This is a genomic window from Fodinibius salicampi, from assembly GCF_039545095.1.
GTDB classification, from domain to species: Bacteria; Bacteroidota; Rhodothermia; order Balneolales; family Balneolaceae; genus Fodinibius; species Fodinibius salicampi.
Genome location: NZ_BAABRS010000001.1, coordinates 1,315,710 through 1,334,788, shown reverse-complemented (window position 1 = coordinate 1,334,788; position 19,079 = coordinate 1,315,710). Strand labels below are relative to the sequence as shown.

Annotated in this window: 14 protein-coding genes; 11 read left to right on the top strand and 3 right to left on the bottom strand. The window is 42.1% G+C overall.

Annotation, left to right across the window (positions count from 1 at the left end; translation table 11 throughout):
- The first annotated feature begins 4 nt into the window (after window positions 1-4).
- Window positions 5-709, top strand: coding sequence for a deoxyribonuclease V (nfi, locus tag ABEB05_RS05480; protein ID WP_345694237.1), 705 nt, complete (start codon window positions 5-7; stop codon window positions 707-709).
- Between the two features lie 78 nt (window positions 710-787).
- Here the strand turns inward: nfi and ABEB05_RS05475 are convergent, their stop codons facing one another.
- Window positions 788-2,209, bottom strand: a complete 1,422-nt coding sequence (locus tag ABEB05_RS05475) for a phytoene desaturase family protein (protein WP_265788241.1) — start codon at window positions 2,207-2,209, stop codon at window positions 788-790.
- Between the two features lie 232 nt (window positions 2,210-2,441).
- On the opposite strand from ABEB05_RS05475, the gene ABEB05_RS05470 reads away from it, so the two are divergent.
- From ABEB05_RS05470 to ABEB05_RS05435, 8 genes are all read left to right on the top strand, one after another.
- Window positions 2,442-2,795, top strand: coding sequence for a hypothetical protein (locus ABEB05_RS05470; RefSeq protein WP_265788239.1), 354 nt, complete (start codon window positions 2,442-2,444; stop codon window positions 2,793-2,795).
- Window positions 2,796-2,840: 45 nt separating this feature from the next.
- A complete protein-coding gene (locus ABEB05_RS05465; protein ID WP_265788237.1) occupies window positions 2,841-5,783 on the top strand; it encodes a sensor histidine kinase in 2,943 nt (980 codons plus the stop codon).
- A gap of 68 nt (window positions 5,784-5,851) precedes the next feature.
- Window positions 5,852-6,517, top strand: coding sequence for a response regulator transcription factor (locus tag ABEB05_RS05460; protein ID WP_265788235.1), 666 nt, complete (start codon window positions 5,852-5,854; stop codon window positions 6,515-6,517).
- A 327-nt stretch (window positions 6,518-6,844) separates the two neighbouring features.
- Window positions 6,845-8,206 carry an acyclic terpene utilization AtuA family protein gene (locus ABEB05_RS05455; RefSeq protein WP_265788233.1) on the top strand — a complete coding sequence of 454 codons (1,362 nt, stop codon included), beginning with the start codon at window positions 6,845-6,847 and terminating at the stop codon, window positions 8,204-8,206.
- A 134-nt stretch (window positions 8,207-8,340) separates the two neighbouring features.
- Window positions 8,341-9,378 carry an NAD(P)/FAD-dependent oxidoreductase gene (locus ABEB05_RS05450; protein WP_265788231.1) on the top strand — a complete coding sequence of 346 codons (1,038 nt, stop codon included), beginning with the start codon at window positions 8,341-8,343 and terminating at the stop codon, window positions 9,376-9,378.
- A gap of 52 nt (window positions 9,379-9,430) precedes the next feature.
- A complete protein-coding gene (locus ABEB05_RS05445) occupies window positions 9,431-11,233 on the top strand; it encodes an ABC transporter ATP-binding protein (protein ID WP_265788229.1) in 1,803 nt (600 codons plus the stop codon).
- Between the two features lie 85 nt (window positions 11,234-11,318).
- Entirely contained in the window at window positions 11,319-12,584 is a 1,266-nt protein-coding gene (rnz, locus tag ABEB05_RS05440) for a ribonuclease Z (protein WP_265788227.1), read from the top strand.
- A 12-nt stretch (window positions 12,585-12,596) separates the two neighbouring features.
- Entirely contained in the window at window positions 12,597-14,390 is a 1,794-nt protein-coding gene (locus tag ABEB05_RS05435) for an ABC transporter ATP-binding protein (RefSeq protein WP_265788225.1), read from the top strand.
- A gap of 173 nt (window positions 14,391-14,563) precedes the next feature.
- On the opposite strand, the gene ABEB05_RS05430 is transcribed toward ABEB05_RS05435, so the two are convergent.
- On the bottom strand, window positions 14,564-16,078 hold the full coding sequence (locus tag ABEB05_RS05430; protein WP_265788224.1) for a DUF5343 domain-containing protein: 1,515 nt from the start codon (window positions 16,076-16,078) through the stop codon (window positions 14,564-14,566).
- Window positions 16,079-16,188: 110 nt separating this feature from the next.
- Window positions 16,189-16,596, bottom strand: coding sequence for a response regulator (locus ABEB05_RS05425; protein WP_265788222.1), 408 nt, complete (start codon window positions 16,594-16,596; stop codon window positions 16,189-16,191).
- Between the two features lie 557 nt (window positions 16,597-17,153).
- On the opposite strand from ABEB05_RS05425, the gene ABEB05_RS05420 reads away from it, so the two are divergent.
- Both ABEB05_RS05420 and ABEB05_RS05415 read left to right on the top strand, forming a co-directional pair.
- Entirely contained in the window at window positions 17,154-17,756 is a 603-nt protein-coding gene (locus ABEB05_RS05420; protein WP_265788220.1) for an RNA polymerase sigma factor, read from the top strand.
- 240 nt (window positions 17,757-17,996) lie between these two features.
- The gene (locus ABEB05_RS05415; protein ID WP_265788218.1) at window positions 17,997-19,067 is read left to right on the top strand and encodes a FecR family protein; all 1,071 of its coding nucleotides are present in this window, start codon (window positions 17,997-17,999) and stop codon (window positions 19,065-19,067) included.
- Window positions 19,068-19,079 lie beyond the last annotated feature (12 nt).

The window sequence follows — 19,079 nt, the reverse complement described above, 5'->3', positions numbered from 1 at the left end:
TGTTATGCCGGATAACCCACTGGATTTTTATAAAACAATCAGTCCATCGGAAGCCAAAAAACTTCAGCAGCAATTGCGGGAAAAGATTTCTCTGGAAGCACTATCTGCCGCACCAAAATTAGTTGCCGGAGCTGATATCTCATTTGACAGGGGATCGGATTGGATGCACGCTGCGATCGTTGTACTTGAATTGGCTAGCTTAGAGCCTGTAGCCCGTTCACTGGTTTCGGACCAGACGAGCTTTCCTTATATCCCGGGCCTGCTTGCTTTTCGGGAAATACCTGTACTGTGGAAAGCATGGCACCAGCTCCAGATAAAGCCGGATGTATTGATTTTAGACGGACATGGAATTGCGCATCCGCGCAGAATGGGTATAGCCACTCATTTTGGGATAGAAATTGATCATCCGACCATAGGTTCTGCCAAAAATATTTTGACCGGATCACACGCTGAGTTAGCATTGGAGAAAGGAGCCTATGCTGCTCTTATCGATAAGGGCGAAAAAGTTGGAATCGCATTACGAAGCCGGACTGAGGTGAATCCTATCTATGTATCACCGGGACATAAGCTCTCTTTTGATGATGCGTATTCTATTGCCATGAAAACACTGACCAAATATAAGCTGCCACGGACAACCCGGCTGGCTCACCAGTGGGCAAATCAGCTGCGGAGGGGAGAGGCGGAAGAAGGATATCTAGAAGTTCAGTGAAACAGGGTGCCAGTAAACAGTGACCTAAAAACTTTTCTAAACAATCTCTTACAAAGTAGAATGATAACTGCCCACTGTTTACTGATTGCTGAATTCCTGCCTTAAGGCAGATCCTGCTGCATGATAGCCGCACATGCCATGTACGCCCCCACCGGGAGGAGTAGAGGACGAACAGATGTAGAAGTTTGTTTCAGGAATATGGTACGGATCAAATAGCCCCGCCGGACGCGTAAAGAGTTGCGTTATATCCTGTTTTCCCCCGTTGATATCGCCCCCTATATAATTCGGGTTGTATGTTTCCATGGCAACCGTATTCATCGCATGTTGTGCAATAATACAGTCGCGGAAGCCGGGTGCGAATCGTTCAATCTGATTTAATATGGGATTGGTCATATCTTTGTTAGCGCCATTGGGTACGTGGCAATAGGCCCAACAGGTATGCTTGCCGGAGGGGGCCCGACTGTCATCAAATAAACTTTGCTGGGCAACCAATACGTATGGTTTTTCAGGATGCCGACCACTGTTTGTAGCTGCTTCCGAGCTTGCAATTTCTTTAAAGGTTCCGCCCACATGTACGGTTCCTGCTCTACGACAAATGCTGTCCTTCCATGGAATAGGTTCACTAAGGGCTAAATCGAGTTTGAAAACCCCGCATCCATGTTGATATCGGCGGAGTTTATTTGAATACTTTTGGGAAAGTTTATCCCCGGCAATGCTAAGAATTTGATTTGGCGTTGTGTTAAAAAATACGGTTTTGGAATCAGGAAGCTGATCAACTGTATGTATTTCTGTACCTGTTTTTATGGTGCCACCCAGTGATTCGAAGTAGGCCGCCATCGCTTTCGTTATGGCATGAGATCCGCCTTTGGGCAGCGGCCATCCTACTTTGTGAGCGGATATTCCCAACACCAGGGGAATACCGGCAGAGGCTGTTTTATTAAAAGATAGCATGCCGTGTCCGGCCAAACCAGCAAACAGCGCCCGGCCTTTTGGGGTAGTAAACCTTTTCGCAAGTCCTTCGGCCGACCGAAGCGCCTGTAGCCCAAATCGGGCCATCAGCAGGGGGTGGGACGGGGTCAGAGAAAAGGGAGCTAAAATATCGGTTGATAATTTTTCCCAGGAGTTGAGAAGCGTACCAACTAATTTTCGGTACTTTTTCCCGTCCCTGCCCAGGTGCTCCACAGTTCTGTCGAGGGATCGGAATAGAGCTGCAGCCGACTGCTCATCCAAAGGATGGGCAACGGGTACATCGGGCTGTATCCATGCGAGACCGTAATCTTCCAGGGGCAAGGATTTTAGAAACGGAGAGGCTTTCGCCATGGGATGAATGGCCGAGCATATATCGTGCTTGAATCCTGGCTGCGTCAGTTCCCGGGTTCGGGTTCCTCCACCGATGGTATCCGCTTTTTCATAGATCGTTACGGATAGTCCCTCTTGGGCAAGGCGGATAGCGGAAGCTAATCCATTGGGACCCGATCCTATGATTGTGGCATCTGGCATTAAACGAGTTTATTAATTATACAATTTTACTATTGTATTCTATATAAACAAGTTTTTTGAATCTAATAAATAATGATCCAAAAAATATTAAAATATTAAGTTACGCTCACCAAAAAAGCTTTGTAAAAAGATTTTCTTTTTAATAGTATAAGAGCCTGTTAGCTTGAGGCGAAAGCAGGGAGATCAGTACGTTTGTTAAAATAAATAATACAAATCAATACAAGAGACCTAAATGAAAGAAAGGAAAATTATAAATGACCTGGATTTTGAGGTTGAGTACCGGTTGGTGAAGAAAAAGGGAAGCCAAAAGCCGTTTAAAAAGCTGAAACCGAAAAAGGGAGCCGTAATACCCAAAGGGGATTTGGGTAATATACGCCTGGACTTTCGTGTGCCTAAACAAAAAGATATTAAGACTATTTTCCGCAACTATATTACTGTTTTTTCAGCGAGTAGTATCCAGACCCAAACGGATTTCGATATTTTTACCTATCATCTGATTCTTTCAGAGCTCAAAGAAGACTGGGGATTTGAAGGAAAAGATGAGGATATCGAGCTTAAGGATCCTAGAGACGATAAGGACTATTAAATCATACTAAGTAATAGTTTTCGGAATTAATCAATAGAAGATTAGGTGGATGTACAAAAAATAGGGATAGGTATATTTGTATTCTTGCTTCATAGCTATGCTATGTTTGGTCAAAATAAAAATGTTCAAACTTATTCTTATCCACCTATACAAAATTATTCTGATCAGGAATATGACAGCTATATTCAAAATTGGGACATCGCCCAAGATACCAGTGGAATTATCTATGTTGCCAATGTAGGGGAGGTGCTGGAATATGACGGGGTGCGGTGGCAAGCGATCCAAATCGAAAATAATCGAGCCTTGTCCATTAGGAGAGGCAGTGACAATAAAATATTTGTTGGTGGAGTTGGCTCGTTTGGTTACTTAGAGAAGCCACCAGCTGATACTTCTATCGCCTTAAAATATCATTCTTTGGTACCTGCGATACCTGATTCAGGCTCTAAGATTTTAAATATCTGGAATGTAATTACTCACAAGGGAGCTACTTTCTTTGATGGTGGTGAGGCTCTATACAATGAAAAGAATGATGCTATTAATATATATAAGCCTAAGAATGCATTTCGAAGGAGTTTTAAAGTAAGGGACGAAATAATACTATCTGATACTGGGGAAGGGTTATATACTGTAGAAAATAACAGCCTGGTACCTGTGCCCAATAGCAACCAATTTATAGACCGCGACGTTAATGCTATGCTTCCCCATGGTGATGACAGCTGGCTGGTTGCAGATCGAACTGAGGGCTTATCAGTTTTTGATGGTACTCATTTAATTCCACTGGAATCGACAGTGGATGGCTTTTTGGTAAACAACAAGGTCTATACCGGAATCCAGTTGCCCGATGATAGCTACCTTTTTGGAACGCTCAACGGGGGTATTGTGCAGGTTGATCAAGCTGGGCGACTGCTTCGAAAAATAGACAGCGAAAGCGGTCTGGCCAGTGATCAGGTGCACTCACTGTTTTTGGATCAGGCTAATAACGTTTGGGTGGCACTGGGCAATGGACTGAGTGTTATAGAACCCATGAACCCCATTTCTTATCTTGATGAGCGAAGTGGCTTGCCGGGCACAGTAATTGATTTAACTGTTTTTCGTAATGATCTATATGCAGCTACCAATGAAGGACTTTTTCGATTAGATATTAAGCAGAAAAAAAGCAGTGCCAGCCCAAACACACAATTTGAACCCCTTTTTGATCAGTCTATCCGGTGTAACAGCATTACGCAATACGGAGATAACCTACTGATTAATTGTGATAATAGTTTGTATCAGATTAGTGAAGGAAAAGCGGTAAAGCTTTTTGAGAGTTCAAGTGTGCAGTTTGTACAAGCTTATCATCGTGATAAAAATATATATCTTGTACTGGGTCGAAGCCGACTTCAGGTCTTTGATGCAAGTCATAAGCTAGTCTTTTCCGATGAAGAGTTTGGCTACGAAATATCATCCTTGATTGAAGAACGAGATGGAGATGTTTGGGTTGGCACCATCCAGAGCGGAGTTTTTCGTATTGAGAGCACATTTTTTGATTCACTAATGAATTTTGAGAATTTCCTGCATCATTATGAGGTTCCACATGATCAGGAAAACCGAAGCTTGCGGGTGTCTAATATTTCCGGGGAGGCCGTAATCGGCAGTTCCGCAGGCTTGTACCACTATGATGCGGCTGGGGATTCACTGATCCGTGATCCCCGGTTCGGAGAAGAGATGGCCGATCCCGAGCGACAGATTTTTCTCATGGAAGAGGATGCAGAGGGTAATATCTGGGTACGGTCCAACCGGGAGCACCAAGTGTTGCTCAAAGAAAAAGATAGGTATCGTTTTGCCGAGGCGGGCCTCAAGCGTATCGACGCCAACCAAGTGAATCGCATCTATGCCCATGAAAGTGGTTTGATATGGATGGCCACCGATGACGGCATTATCCAGTACGATCCGTCTAAAGATCCCTATCTGCAGGGAAATCCACCGGAGCCGTTCAAGACGCATGTCCGCGGGGTATACGTCCGGGGCGACTCGCTAATTAATGCCGATTTAAAGAATGAAGGATATGAGCTGGAATACGAGGATAACGAGCTTCGGTTCCAATATGCGGCGGCACAATATAAAGAACCTTCTGCAACACGCTACCAGGTGTGGTTGGAAGGTTTTGAAGAGGGATGGAGCGACTGGACCTCCGAAGTGCAGAAAGATTATACAAATATTCCGGAAGGAGACTATACTTTTCACGTGCGCGCCAGGGATGTGTATGGTACGGTCAGTAAAGCGGATACATTTTCTTTTGCAGTACTTCCCCCGTGGTATCGCACATGGTGGGCCTACGCCCTGTATGTGCTTCTCATTGGCGGTATCCTGTATGGTATTCACAGGGTTAGAATTAACCGGATTTTACGCGAGCAGCGCATTCGCAACCGCATTGCCAGCGACCTACACGATGAGGTCAGTGCCACGCTGAGTTCCATTACCTATTTTGCCCAGGCTATTCGTCAGGTGCCGGATGAGCAGCAGGCTGATCGCTTTGTGAGCTTAATATCAGAAAGTGCCAGTGAGGCCAAGGAGAAAATAACGGACATTATCTGGTCCATTGACCCGGAAAAAGATGATTGGATAGACCTGCTTTCCAAGTGCCGCCGTTTTGCATCGGATTTATTCGAGAGTAAAGATATAGCATACGAGCTGGATATAGATACGGATATCGACCAGCCTCTGGACTTGGAGCTGCGCCAGCACCTGTGGCTTATTTTCAAGGAAATGACCGTAAATGCGGCGCGCCATTCAAAGGCAGATAAGGTAAAGGTGATTTTTGAGATGGAAGGGAATCTTCTTAAACTGGTAGTACAGGATAACGGACAGGGTATTCAGCAATCGTCCGGCAAGCGGGAAGGTAAGGGAATTAAGAGCATTCGAAACAGAGCTGAACAAATTAAAGCAGATCTTCAGCTGGAAACCGAAGAGAAAAGGGGAACAAAATGGACGATGGCACTGAGGATTTGAAAGCGATTGAAGTAAAACTACATGACTATGTGGTGCATATATGATGCGGTGAATATTATATTTGACCTATGACACGAAAAGTAGAAAAACTCATCAAAATTGTTATCGTAGAGGATAACCGCTACATGCGCGAGGGGTGGGCTACCATTCTGGACTTTGAACAGGATTTTGTGGTGATGGATACCTTTGAGTCCTGCGAAGAGGCGTTTGAATCAGAAGCTATTCCCAAAACCAATATCGTGTTAATGGATATTGAACTGCCGGGAATGTCGGGCATTGAGGGGGTCAAGTATCTGCAAAAAGAGCATCCTGATTTGCCGGTAATTATGGCCACGGTCTTTGACGATGACAAAAATGTATTTGATGCTCTTTGTGCCGGTGCTGTGGGATACCTGATGAAAAAAATATCCCCCGAAGATCTTAAACAGGCTATTCGGGATGCCCATGACGGCGGTTCCCCCATGACGCCCAATATTGCCCGCAAGGTTATTAAAACCTTTCATACTCCTTCTGAAAATGATGAGGGCGAGCAACTTACTGAGCGCGAGCTGGAAATCCTGGAGGAGCTGGCCAAAGGTAAATCTTATGCTGCCATAGGGAATGCCGTATATCTTTCGGTGGATGGGGTGCGCTACCATATCCGGAATATCTATCGAAAATTACAGGTGCATTCCCGGTCGGAAGCGGTTTCTAAGGGAATCTCCCGACGTTTAATCCACCCCGACAACTCCTGATATGGTATTTCATGTGGTCGATTGGCCTGCATGGAATGTGTTTTCCCCTCCCAAGCAGTAAATATTCTACATGTTCATGCGGTGACTGAAAGTGTGACATACTATATCTTATAGATGGTTTCATGAAGTAAATAAGCCGACTTCGAGATATAGCTGCTTGAGTGCAGAGAAACAATGAGAGAGAGTAAAAGGGCCCCGGCTTAATGAGGTGCCGGGGCCACTTTTTTTCAAACAGGCCTGCCTTTCGTTCAATACTTCCGTATCTTTTTGTTAGTGCATGATGAAATCTTATCTTATCAAAAAAACTAACAGCCAAAATGTGATATCGTGAATAAAACTATTCGTATTGCATCGGGACAGGGCTTCTGGGGCGATTTGCCTAAGGCCCCAATTGACCAGGTTCGAAAAGGGCCTATTGATTATTTGGTACTGGATTATTTGGCAGAGGTCACCATGTCTATTCTGCAAAAACAAAAAATGCGGAATAAAGAACACGGGTATGCGCGGGATTTCGTAGATGTAATAAAAGAGATTCTGCCTGATATTTCCGAGAAAGGGATCAAGGTGATTGCAAATGCCGGCGGGATAAATCCCGATAGCTGTAAAGATAGAATATTGGAGGAAATCGAAAGACAGGGACTATCCGGACTGAAAGTGGCTGTAGTAGATGGAGACAATATCCTGGATGATATCGATAAGCTCATTGACGAGGGACACCCGCTCAAAAATATGGATACCAGTGAGCCAATTAGTACCGTTAAAGATCAGCTGCTTAGTGCTAACGTATATTTTGGATGCCGACCAATTGTAAAAGCCTTACAGCAGGAGGCCGATATTGTTATCACAGGTCGGGTTACCGATACTGCACTTACGCTCGGCCCATTGGTACATGAGTTTGGCTGGGACTTTGATGACTATGATAAAATATCCGCGGGCACGATTGCCGGACACTTTCTGGAATGCGGTGCGCAGGTAACGGGCGGAAATTATACGGACTGGGAGCGCGTCGATCGCTTCGCGGATATCGGTTTCCCCATTGTTGAGGTTAAAGCCGATGGTAATTTCTATGTTACCAAGCACGAAAATACAGGAGGATTAGTAAACGAAGAGACCGTGAAGGAACAGCTGATCTACGAAATCGGAGATCCCAAAGAATATATAACTCCTGATTGTATAGCTGATTTTACTTCCATTCAGCTTAGTCAGGAAGGTCCCAATCGTGTTTATGTATATGGAATTGAGGGGAGAGAATTTACCCCTACCTATAAGGTATCAGCCAGTTATAAAGACGGATATCGTCTTTTTTCTACCCTAGTGTATTCCTGGCCAAAAGCCTTAAAGAAGGCGAAGGCAGGAGGCGAAATCCTGCGGGAACGCGCAGAAGCACTGGGTTTGGAGCTGGAGGATTTCCGGGTTGAGTATCTAGGGGTAAATGGCTGCAGTGAGGAACCGGTGACTGATGAAATGCTTGAAAAAGATTATGATGAAGTACAAATGCGGGTAGGAGTAGCCGGGCCAGACAAAGAGGATGTGAACCGATTTGGGAAAGAAGTAGTCCCTCTCATTTTAACAGGTCCAGGTGGGGTGACTGGCTATGCTGGCGGACGACCAAAGGCCAGTGAAGTTATTGCCTATTGGCCCGCTCTGCTAGATAAACAGGCCGTTGCGCCCCGGGTACGGGTTTATTAACGATGATATAGGTAGTTATTCTCCACAATATTATTTTTTCATAAAAAATGAATTGATCTTAGAAATTTGGAAGAAAATTTCGGATTTTTACCCATTCAATATTATTTAATATTTAAATAGTTTATCAATTAACGATGGTTATAGGAATAATTGGGGCAAGTTTTGCAGGGTTGGTTGCCGGAAGTCGACTGGCCAGAGCCGGTCATGAGGTTACAATAATTGAACGCAATGAATCATTGGGTGGTCGGTTGGCATCCATTGAGCTGGACAATATGATTTTGGATAACGGTATCGCTCATCTCTCTGCCGAGACAAATACCTTTCAAACCTTTCTTGCTGAGTTGCAGCAAAAAACAGAGCTTCATGAATGGGCCGAAGAGTTTAGTTTTTATGATGGGTTAAACCTGCATAATGAGGATCCCAATGCCTCGCCACTGACAAAGTACGCTTTAGATGGGGGGATCGGGCAAATCAATAAATATTTAAGCCGCTGGGTTGATATTCGGGCACAGGAGAAAGCCGGGGGACTCACTTATATTGGTCCCGATCGTGGAAAAAAACGATCATGGATGATTAATTTAACTGATGTTAATGTTTTTGAATGTGATGCGGTTATTATAGCGACTCCTGCTACAGAGGCATATGGAATACTACAGACGGCACAGGATGAAACGGCTGCCCGAAAAATAATTCGTGTAATTGATGAGGTATTCTATGACGATTGCATTTCCGTTGCGGCTACCTATGATCGAGAAGCCCCGGAATGGAAAGGCATTAAGTGTGAGAACAGTGCCATCCGGTGGATTGGAAATGAGTCTTCCAAACGCGATACAGCCGGCAAAACGGGACTTGTTATTCATTCTTCACATGGTACTTCAAAGAAATATGAAAGAGTTAGTGATGCTGAAGCAACTCAGTATATACTCGGGGAAGCGTCATCTGTTATAGATTCCTGGGTATCACAGCCCGAATCCACCTCTTTGAAGCGCTGGAAATATTTTACGGCACGAAATGTTATTGACGAATATTTTATGGAATTAGAAATGATTGATGCCCCACTTGCGTTAGTAGGGAACTACTTCGGTGGAAGATCCGTTGAAAAAGCATATCTATCCGGGTACAACCTGGCAGAATACTGGATAAATAAATACAGTAATGCTACGGTTGCATAGTTAAGTTCAGTTGGATAGAAACAAATAGATCATCAAACCAAATCAGTTATTGGTGGGTTCACTACGTAAGTTAAATAGGTATTTTAAAAAGTATAAGGGGACCATCATTCTTGGATCGTTGTTTTTGACAGCATCCAATTTTTTCTTGGTCTGGATACCTGTTTATTTACGCCGAACGGTGGACCAGGTAACAGAGATAGAACTTGACCGGTCTTCAGAAAGTTTTGGCAATATTTTTGAACTACTATTCAGTAGTGATGCAAGCTGGCTTCTGGCAAAAAATGCTTTGTTGTTAGTGGGAGCGGTGGTACTATCGGGCGTATTGCTCTTTGCTACTCGTCAAACCCTTATAGTCGCTTCCCGTAAAATAGAGTACGATCTGAGAAACGATATTTTTGACAAGCTCCTAAAACTACCCCAGCGTTTTTATAGCAGTTACGATTCCGGTGAAATTTATGTCCGTGCTACAGAAGATGTATCTAAAGTCCGGGAATACTTTGGACCTGCTTATATGTATACCATTAATACGTTAACAAGAGCAGGTTTTATTATTACAATGATGATTATTGTAAGTCCGGAATTGACGCTTTGGGCTTTACTTCCGCTCCCTTTTCTCTCTGCTTTTGCTTATTGGGTAAGTGGATATATCAATGATTATTCCCGGATAATTCAGGAACAATATTCTACCATTGCAGGGCGAGCCCAAGAGTCTTTTACAAGTATAAGGCTGATTAAAGCCTATAATCGCGAAGAGTATGAAAACGGTCGTTTTGAACACGAAAGCGAACGATATCGCAAGAAAAAGTTGCGCCTCGATTTGGTGGAGTCTCTTTTTCATCCAACTCTTAACCTATTGATTGGTCTTTCGGTAATAATCGTTGTTTGGAAAGCGGGCCAAATGGTCATAGAGGGAACACTGACTGTTGGTAACATTATGGAATTTATAATTTATGTGGCCTATTTGACCTGGCCGGTCGCTTCTCTTGGGTATACCGTTAATCGCTATCAACAATCTATGGCATCGTGGAAGCGGATTGATGAAATGCTAACCGAAGATATTGATATAGCTGATAAAGAAAGTACCAAGCATGATATTACTGAAATTGAGGGAAGCATTGAATTCAGGAATGTTTCTTTTTCTTATCCGGAAGCAGATGAGCATGTGTTAAAAAATATTAATCTAAAAATTGAAGCAGGCCAAAATGCAGCCATAGTAGGCCGTACGGGCAGTGGGAAGACCACTCTTGTAGAACTCATTCCACGTCTTTTTGATGCGACGGAAGGAAAAATATTAATTGATGGAACGGATATTAAGGCAATTCCCTTAGAGATATTACGTAAGAACATTGGGTTGGTACCACAGGATACTTTCTTATTTTCAGATACGATTGGCGAAAATATCGCATTCGGTACCGAAGACGCCAACAAAGAAGAAATTGAGACTGCTGCAGAAAAGGCTCAGGTTCGTGAAAATATTTTGGATTTTGAAAAGAAATTTGAGACTATGTTAGGAGAAAGAGGGATTACGTTATCCGGCGGTCAAAAACAACGAACTGCTATTGCTCGAGCCCTGATTCGAGATCCTAAAATTATTATATTAGATGACTCATTAAGTGCTGTAGATACTAAAACAGAAGAATCTATTCTCCGACATCTCCGTAAAGAATTGCAAGGACGAACAACATTGATGATCAGTCATCGTATATCTACGATAAAAGATGCAGATATTATATATTATATGGAAAATGGGACTATTGTAGAACAAGGAACACATGAAGAATTATTAAATAAAGAAGGTCGTTATTCAGTTATGTACAATAAACAACTCATAGAAGAAGAGTTGGCCGAAATCTAAAAAAACAAAATAGTAAAATTATAACCTTATAAGATCTGCTGCTTGATCGCAGTAAGATCTGAAAAAAAGACATAGGAGTTAAATCATGATTATCGTACCATTAGGTGTAGCTTCAGCGACACCCACGGCAACACGTCATTTATCATCAGTAGCTGTTTGGAGAGAAGGGAGCGTTTTTCTCTTTGACTGTGGAGAAAATGCTCAGATGAGAATGCTTCAAGGGGGCTTAAAGCGGTCTCAAATTGATTACATCTTTATTTCACATTTCGATACAGACCATTATTCCGGTCTGATTGGATTGCTTTCCACTTTGCAGCTCCAAAGGAGAGACCGGGAAATTACTCTGGTTGGTCCGGAAGGACTTCAGGAGTTCATAGAATTTAATTTTGATTTTTCCAATATCAGCCTGAGTTATGATATTAAGTATGTGGAGCTAGATGAAGATTTTGAAAGCGAGCGCGTTGTTGATGCCGATGAATATTATGTAGAGGCACGACCTCTGAATCATACAAAGTTCTGTATCGGCTATCGCTTGCAGGAAAAAGATCGACCCGGCAAGGTTGATGCCGAGAAAGCCCAAGAGCAGGGTATTAGTGAAGACTGGCAGTACAAAGATCTTAAAGACGGCAAGGATGTAGAGCTCGAAGATGGTACGGTAGTTAAGTCTGCCGATATTGTAGGGCATCCGCGTCCTGGTGATAGCTTTGCCTATATAACGGATACCAAATATTGTCCTAACTCTGTTAAGTTAGCTAAGAATACGAATGTATTGATTCACGAGGCTACCTTTAATGAGAGTCTTTCTGATAAAGCAGAGGAGACGGGACATTCAACAGCTAAAGATGCTGCCCGTGTGGCAAATGAGGCTAAGACAAAGCTTCTGGTTATCACCCATTTTTCAGCCCGTTACACCAATGAATATGTGCTTCTGCGTGAGGCCCGGGATGATTTCTTCCCAACATGGGTTGCTACAGAGCTTCGACCGATATTTACTGATCCGGCTCATGAGAAAGGTATTATTGAGCCAAAGGTTTATCTCAAAGAGATTAACCAAAATAAAGGAGATAGTAACAGCGGCGGAGGCGGCAGCAAATCCAAGCGAAACAAGCGAGGAGGCAAGAAAAAGAAGCGTCGCATGAGAAAGAGGAAAAAAACATCCTCATCTCGCAGCCGGAAGAGCAGTAGCAGTAGTAAGAGCAGCAGCTCTCGTAGCAGCAGAAGTAGCCGATCTAAAAAGTCTTCTTCCAATAATAATAACAACAATAACAATGGAGGAAGTAAGGATAATAATGAGCGTAAGCCAAGACAGATTACGCCGCGAACTCCATTTGATGATTTCGATCGCTTCTAAACAAATAGTAGTGTGAGCAATAAAGAAAATGATAAAGCCGTCGATACTAATCTTCTTCGACGGCTTTATCAATTTATAAGACCCTATCGCTGGTATGTACTGTTGGGTATAGCATTAACGCTTGGGGCCTCCTTTTTAGGCACCATCCGCCCAAAGTTAACTCAGATCGCGGTAGACGATTATATAGCGAACAATGACTTTGAGGGTTTGCTATGGATAATTGTACTCCTTTTAGGAGCACTAGTTGGTGAATTTATCCTGCTGGTTATTAACACCTACCTCACGCGCTGGTTCGGACAGGGGACATTATATAATTTAAGGAATGCAGTATTTCAAAAAATACAGTCTCTCCATGTCCAGTTTTTTGATAAGAACCCGATCGGCCGGCTCATTACTCGTACAACCAGTGATATTGAGGCGCTCAGTGACCTGCTGAGTGATGGAGTAGTGAATATCATGGGAGATATGTTTCGCATCTTCTTTATCCTGTACTTTATGTTTAGCATGAGCTGGGAACTTTCCCTGGTAGCTATTTCTGTATTGCCCCTGTTGTTTTACGCTACTTTTTTGTTTAAGGCGAAAGTACGGGTTGCATTCCTCAATGTTCGTGATCAAATAGCACGCCTGAACTCCTTTGTGCAGGAGCACATTAATGGAATGTCCATTGTACAGCTTTTTAATAAGGAAGAACGGGAGCGCAGCAAATTTGAGTCTATAAACAGCAGTTATAAAGGAGCCTATATTGATACCATTTTCTATTTTGCCATATTTTGGCCCGCCGTTGAAATTATCGCGAGCCTGGCAATGGCACTCGTAATTTGGTATGGAGGCGGACGAGCCCTGATGGATCAGGTAACGTTCGGTATTCTACTGGCTTTTGTTCAATACGTTCGTGATTTCTTTCGACCGATTCGCGGGCTATCGGAAAAATTCAATACCCTTCAGTCAGCTCTGGCATCTTCCGAGCGTATCTTTAATGTCTTGGATACTGAGAATAAAGTTACTGATCCAAAAGACCCTATACACATTGATAACCCGGAAGGGAGTATTACCTTTAAAGATGTATGGTTTAGCTACAATAATGATGAAGAAACCGTATTGAAAAATGTGTCCTTTGAAGCCAATGCAGGGGAAACCGTCGCTATTGTGGGAGCTACCGGCGCCGGCAAATCTACCATTATTAATTTACTTATGCGCTTTTATGATATCAATGATGGGGAAATTCTTTTAGACGGCGTAGATATCCGGGATTTAACAATTGAAGAATTAAGGTCAAATTTTGCATTGGTCCTGCAGGACAATGCGTTGTTTTCCGGCACGATTTTGGAAAACATCACATTAGGTAATCCAAATATTTCCGAAGAGCGTGTTATTGAGACTGCTCGCAGTATAGAGGCAGATCGCTTTATTGAGAAGTTGCCCGGGGGGTACGACTTTATGCTGAACGAGCGCGGTTCCTCATTATCAATGGGGCAGCAACAGCTTATCTGCTTTATCAGGGCGATGGTCTATGATCCTAATATTTTGGTATTGGATGAGGCCACATCGAATGTGGATTCGGAGACCGAGGAGATTGTCAATAAGGTGTGTGATCAACTTATGGAGAATAGAACCTCTATTGTGATTGCTCATCGTCTTTCAACCATTCACGAAGCCGATAAGATTTTGGTAATGCATAAAGGCGAAATTCGTGAACGGGGTACCCACCAAGAGCTCCTTCAAAAAGAGGGCGGAATCTATCGCAAGCTGTATGAACTGCAGTATAAAGATGAATATTTGCCTACTTCTGCCTCAAAATCTGCTTAAGGGAGTAAGGCCAGCCTTAAGAACCTGTGACATTTATGGGAACTCGGTCGATATAATATAAGAATATAGGAGCATGCAATCTGCCCTTTGGAATAAAAGATCTCTCATTCCAAAGGAATCATTCGATAAGATAAAATGGATCAGGTTTCTGCTCTTAACTCACCTAATTTCATTTACTCAAACATAGCCAGAAATTCATCGTAAGCCTCAAGTGCTTCTTCATCCCGGTTAGTTTCTTCCAGGATCTCAGCTTTTTTGATCATCGCTTTTTGAAGCTGATTGCGATACTCCGTGTTATTTTTAAAGCGATCAATAAGCTGTTCACTTGCCTGAAGAATTTCATCCTGTGTTCCCTGATCTAAAACCAGCTCATATCGCTTGTTAAAAATGCGATCAACTTTACCTTTGATCTGTTCATTTTCATTATCGCTGAGTCGCCGGATAATAGAATCATACAGCGGGAGAAGATCAGAATAATTTTCCTCATGCTCTAATAGCTCTGCTTTGTGAAGCATGGCCACCGATGCATGATTATAAAACTGCTGGTCACTTGCATTTTTAAATCGATTGATGACATTATCCAATGCAGGCAAAGCCTCGTCATTTCGGTTTAATTTGACAAGAACAAAAGCCCGGCGCACAATAGACTGGGAAACAACATCCTCCAGATAGGAATGCTCAGTATTATCAAATCGCTGGATAATTTTATTCAGCGTAGGAATAAGTTCATCCCAGCGCTGAAGCTTGTGAAGCAATTCTGACTTTCGTATAAGAGCTTGCTGAACAAGGTTTTCCTGATCGCTATCGTTTGCGGTATTTATCGGTCCGTCATCTGTTTTTTTGACGTCTATTTCCGACAGCGATGTGTTAAGCTCAACAGGATCATTATCGACTGCTTGTGTTTGTTTCTTTTTTTCTTTCTCTTGAAAGTCTTCCCCTTCATCATCTACCGTTTCAAACGGATCAAAATCTGCCTCCGATTGATCTTCACTATCATCGTAAGAGGAAGAATCTTCAAAATCACTCGTTCGATCAGTACCAATATCATTATTTCTTGAAGGTTTATCAGTATTGTTGGAGGTGTAGGGATTGGCACTGCCGCTGTCACTGTCGTGTTCGGTATTTTTATCCATATCTATAGATGAGTTTTGGCCTGCGTGATACATGCCATTTGAGGAATGGTTGGCAACGGCTAATTCCGCTTCCGATTCGTTTTCTGTTTCAAAGGCTTCTTCGCGTTCGTCCATTACGGCTTCAATAGTTCCAGCTCCGCAATAGTTCGTAATTTTCTGGAAAGTACCAGAAATATATTTTACAATTAAATCAGTTTTTTTCCCATTAAACACTTCATTAAAGGCCTTCTTTAAATCACCGATATCCGCTTTATAAATTTGCGGATCTTTTTCGAAAAGGGGAGCATAGGCATCAAGTACTCCTCTGGTCAAAGCTTTTTTTGTGGTTTCCGGATCACGAAATTCATCAAAGTATTTGCCGGCTTCTCCATCCTGATCAATAATAGATAAATCCTTAAGAAGTCTTACGACAAGGAGATCATTGGGATCCGAATAGCCTAACATTTCTAAAAGGGATGAGTCTATGACGAACTCTCGATCCTCATAGTTTACAAGAGCTTCGATTATTTTATCGAAGTTTTTAGTGTTGACTAAAAAAGCTTCTGAAACCTTCATAAGACTGAGACTTGATTTTCAATGGGGTAAAATGGGTAACATAGTTTAATGATATATCTGGCAAACCCTAATTAAAATATCCTAATATAATTAATAAAGCCTTTTAAAAGTCAGTTATCAACTTTTTTTGAAGGAAAGGCCTTAAAAAAGGCCTCTTGGAGTTCCTCTTCTTTAATGGGCTTCAAAAGATAGTCGACATAATTTGTTTCCTGGGCTCGCTTAAATTTCTCCGGGTCTTCTGTGCCGGTGATGTATATAAGCTTTACTTCCCGATGTTTGCTTATTTCACGGGCAGCTTCAATGCCATCTATATCATCGGCCAGGTTAATATCCATTAAAATAATATCAACGGCTCCAATGCGTAATGCAGATTCAATCGCCTTGCTTCCCGCCGAGCTTGAACCTATTACGGTATGGCCAATTTGATTGACCATCCGTTCTAGAACAATTTGTTGAATATTGTCATCTTCAACAATAAGTACATTTTTTGTTTCTGTTGCGGGTTTTCCCTGGGCCATACTGTTATTATACGCCGTTTTATGTAAATGATTATATGTATTATGCAAAATTACTCGCTATAATACAATTTGTTGTTCTGTTTGGTACTGATATCTGTGCTAATAGTAAAATACAGGCGGGACCACGTACCTTCGATTTTCAGCATTTTATCTTTAAGATCGTTCTTCTTGTATCCCTGACCCCATTCAGTACCTGTCTTAAATGAAATAAATATTAATTTTTTGATATAAACTTCTCTTACAGGAGAAGCTAAAAATAAAATGGGTGAAAATCTACTTCTTTAATAATATATGGAGAAGAAGAGCTGCGACTACTTTCGCTAAACAGATGCAATATGATACAGAAAGAAATAATATTTCACTATTTAATGGATATGTATAAAAAGTATTTGACTTAGTTATTCTTTTTTATAGGTTTAAAAGATTGTTGGAGGGATCAAAAGGGGCAAATCATTAAGGTTACTCTATGACCAACTACCAACAATAGTTAGGGTTAATGGTACTGTACCTTAGTGGTTTATACTATATATTAGGGCATACCAATAACATTTACAGGCATGGACAATTCAAAAGGAAATAGGGAAGTTTGGGAGCAATTTATTCGCGGTGAAGAGAGCTGTTTTAAAGCTCTTTTTGACCGTTATTATAAGCCGATGTATGGCTACGGTATTAAGTTATGTGACCGGCCGGAATTGGTAAAAGATTGTATCCAAGAGCTATTCCGGAATATTTGGGAGAGAAGAGATGCACTAACCCATATTGAGTCGCCCAGGGTGTACCTGTTTGTATCGTTACGCCGAAAAATTCTGAAGAAAATAAAGGCCCACCGGAAGACTGATTCTGATTTAGAGGAAGTTGATGAAGCGGATTTTATTCAGTTTGACAAAGAAGAACTGATCATCAGGGATGAAGTAAAATTTCAGCAGAAAAAGAAGCTTCGGCTAGCGTTGAATCAGCTCTCAGACCGCCAAAGAGAAGTGATCTACCTGCACTATTATAATGGAATGAGCTATGGAGAAATAGAGCAGATATTGTCCATCAATCGGCAATCGGTACGCAATCATATATACAGGGCTATGGAGACCCTTCGTTCACTGCTGGATACTGAGATCATGAAACTGGTAATCTCTTTATTACTATCTTTTCTTTGGTTCGTGTAGATATTTACTTCCGACCCCTCCCACTCTGCAAGGAGAAAACTCCTATAGACTATTTTGGGGCAACATATCCTTTCTACTTCCAATCGTCATTTAAGCGTCTTCCTTTATTGTAGAGATACGCTTTTTTTCCCTCAAGTACTATTTGAAAATTTTTTTGAAATAATTTGAGTACGCACGGGATTTTTTTGACTCTCCTATACCGAACTGTGAAAAGAATTATTTTTAAATCATTATTTGAACGTGCAAAATAACAATTATACCGTACAGGAGCTCATTCAGAATCAATCCTTTCGCAGGATGGTCAATGGCACGGCCAGTGAGAATGAGATCAGCAGATGGAATAACTGGATTGAAGACCGTGAGGAAAATCGGGCAAAGGCCAAAAAGGCTATGGCCGAGATAGCGGGTTTTGAATTTAAGGATCCCGATCAGCCGGACATGAAAAAAGAGTGGCGGCGTCTATACGATACAACGATGGGAAAGGCTGATGCTAACATTACCTATTTGCCGAATAGAAATTCCAATTCGCTATGGATTTACCGCATAGCGGCGGTATTAATTATCGGTGCAATGGTGGGGGTAGGATTGTATATATATCCTGAAAGTAATGCTCCTTCGACTCAGGTCCAGCAAATTACGGAAGAGCATACCATTTCAACGGGAGCGGGTGAGCACAAGACCATAACGTTTTCTAATGGATCCGCTATTACCCTGAACAGTAATTCTTCTGTAACCTATACCCTTGGGCTCCTTCACAATCAAACGATTGAGGTGGTATTAGAGGGCGAGGCCTACTTTGATGCAGAAGGAGGGAATGAAGAGTCCGAACCAATATTTTCAGTACGTACTCCTGATGGAATTGTTCGTGACATAGGAACGGAGTTTTTAGTGACCATTCGCAATGGGCATTCCAGTGTAGTATTGCAGGAAGGAAAAGTTGAAGTAGATAACGAGAGCCGGGGAAAAGAAGAAGTAAAAAAAGGTGAAATGCTGACGTTCACCAAATCAGAAGTTTTAGACAGGCAGTTCGTAAATCCCACTTTTTATACTTCCTGGGCAACAGGCACAATGAAGTTCAATGAGACGAGTATAGAAGAGTTGGCTAAATTTATTGAGCTGCGGTTTGCCGTTGAGGTAGAGCTTGTTGATAACGATTTATCGGATATAACACTGGATGGAGCCATATATTTTAAATCACTCGAAGGACTGGTGCGATCGGTTTCGGAGGTAACTAAGATTCCGGTTTATCAATCTGAGGATAGGGATAAAATATATTTTGGAAAAGATAGCTGTAATGTTAACAAAAACTAAAAGGGAAATGTT

Bases quoted from the DNA above. Each gene is read 5' to 3' on its own strand.
- ABEB05_RS05450 (WP_265788231.1), top strand. From the start codon at position 8,341: ATGGTTATAGGAATAATTGGGGCAAGTTTTGCAGGGTTGGTTGCCGGA.
- ABEB05_RS05430 (WP_265788224.1), bottom strand. From the start codon at position 16,078: ATGAAGGTTTCAGAAGCTTTTTTAGTCAACACTAAAAACTTCGATAAA.
- rnz (WP_265788227.1), top strand. From the start codon at position 11,319: ATGATTATCGTACCATTAGGTGTAGCTTCAGCGACACCCACGGCAACA.
- ABEB05_RS05420 (WP_265788220.1), top strand. From the start codon at position 17,154: ATGGACAATTCAAAAGGAAATAGGGAAGTTTGGGAGCAATTTATTCGC.
- nfi (WP_345694237.1), top strand. From the start codon at position 5: ATGCCGGATAACCCACTGGATTTTTATAAAACAATCAGTCCATCGGAA.
- ABEB05_RS05460 (WP_265788235.1), top strand. From the start codon at position 5,852: ATGACACGAAAAGTAGAAAAACTCATCAAAATTGTTATCGTAGAGGAT.
- ABEB05_RS05475 (WP_265788241.1), bottom strand. From the start codon at position 2,209: ATGCCAGATGCCACAATCATAGGATCGGGTCCCAATGGATTAGCTTCC.
- ABEB05_RS05470 (WP_265788239.1), top strand. From the start codon at position 2,442: ATGAAAGAAAGGAAAATTATAAATGACCTGGATTTTGAGGTTGAGTAC.
- ABEB05_RS05425 (WP_265788222.1), bottom strand. From the start codon at position 16,596: ATGGCCCAGGGAAAACCCGCAACAGAAACAAAAAATGTACTTATTGTT.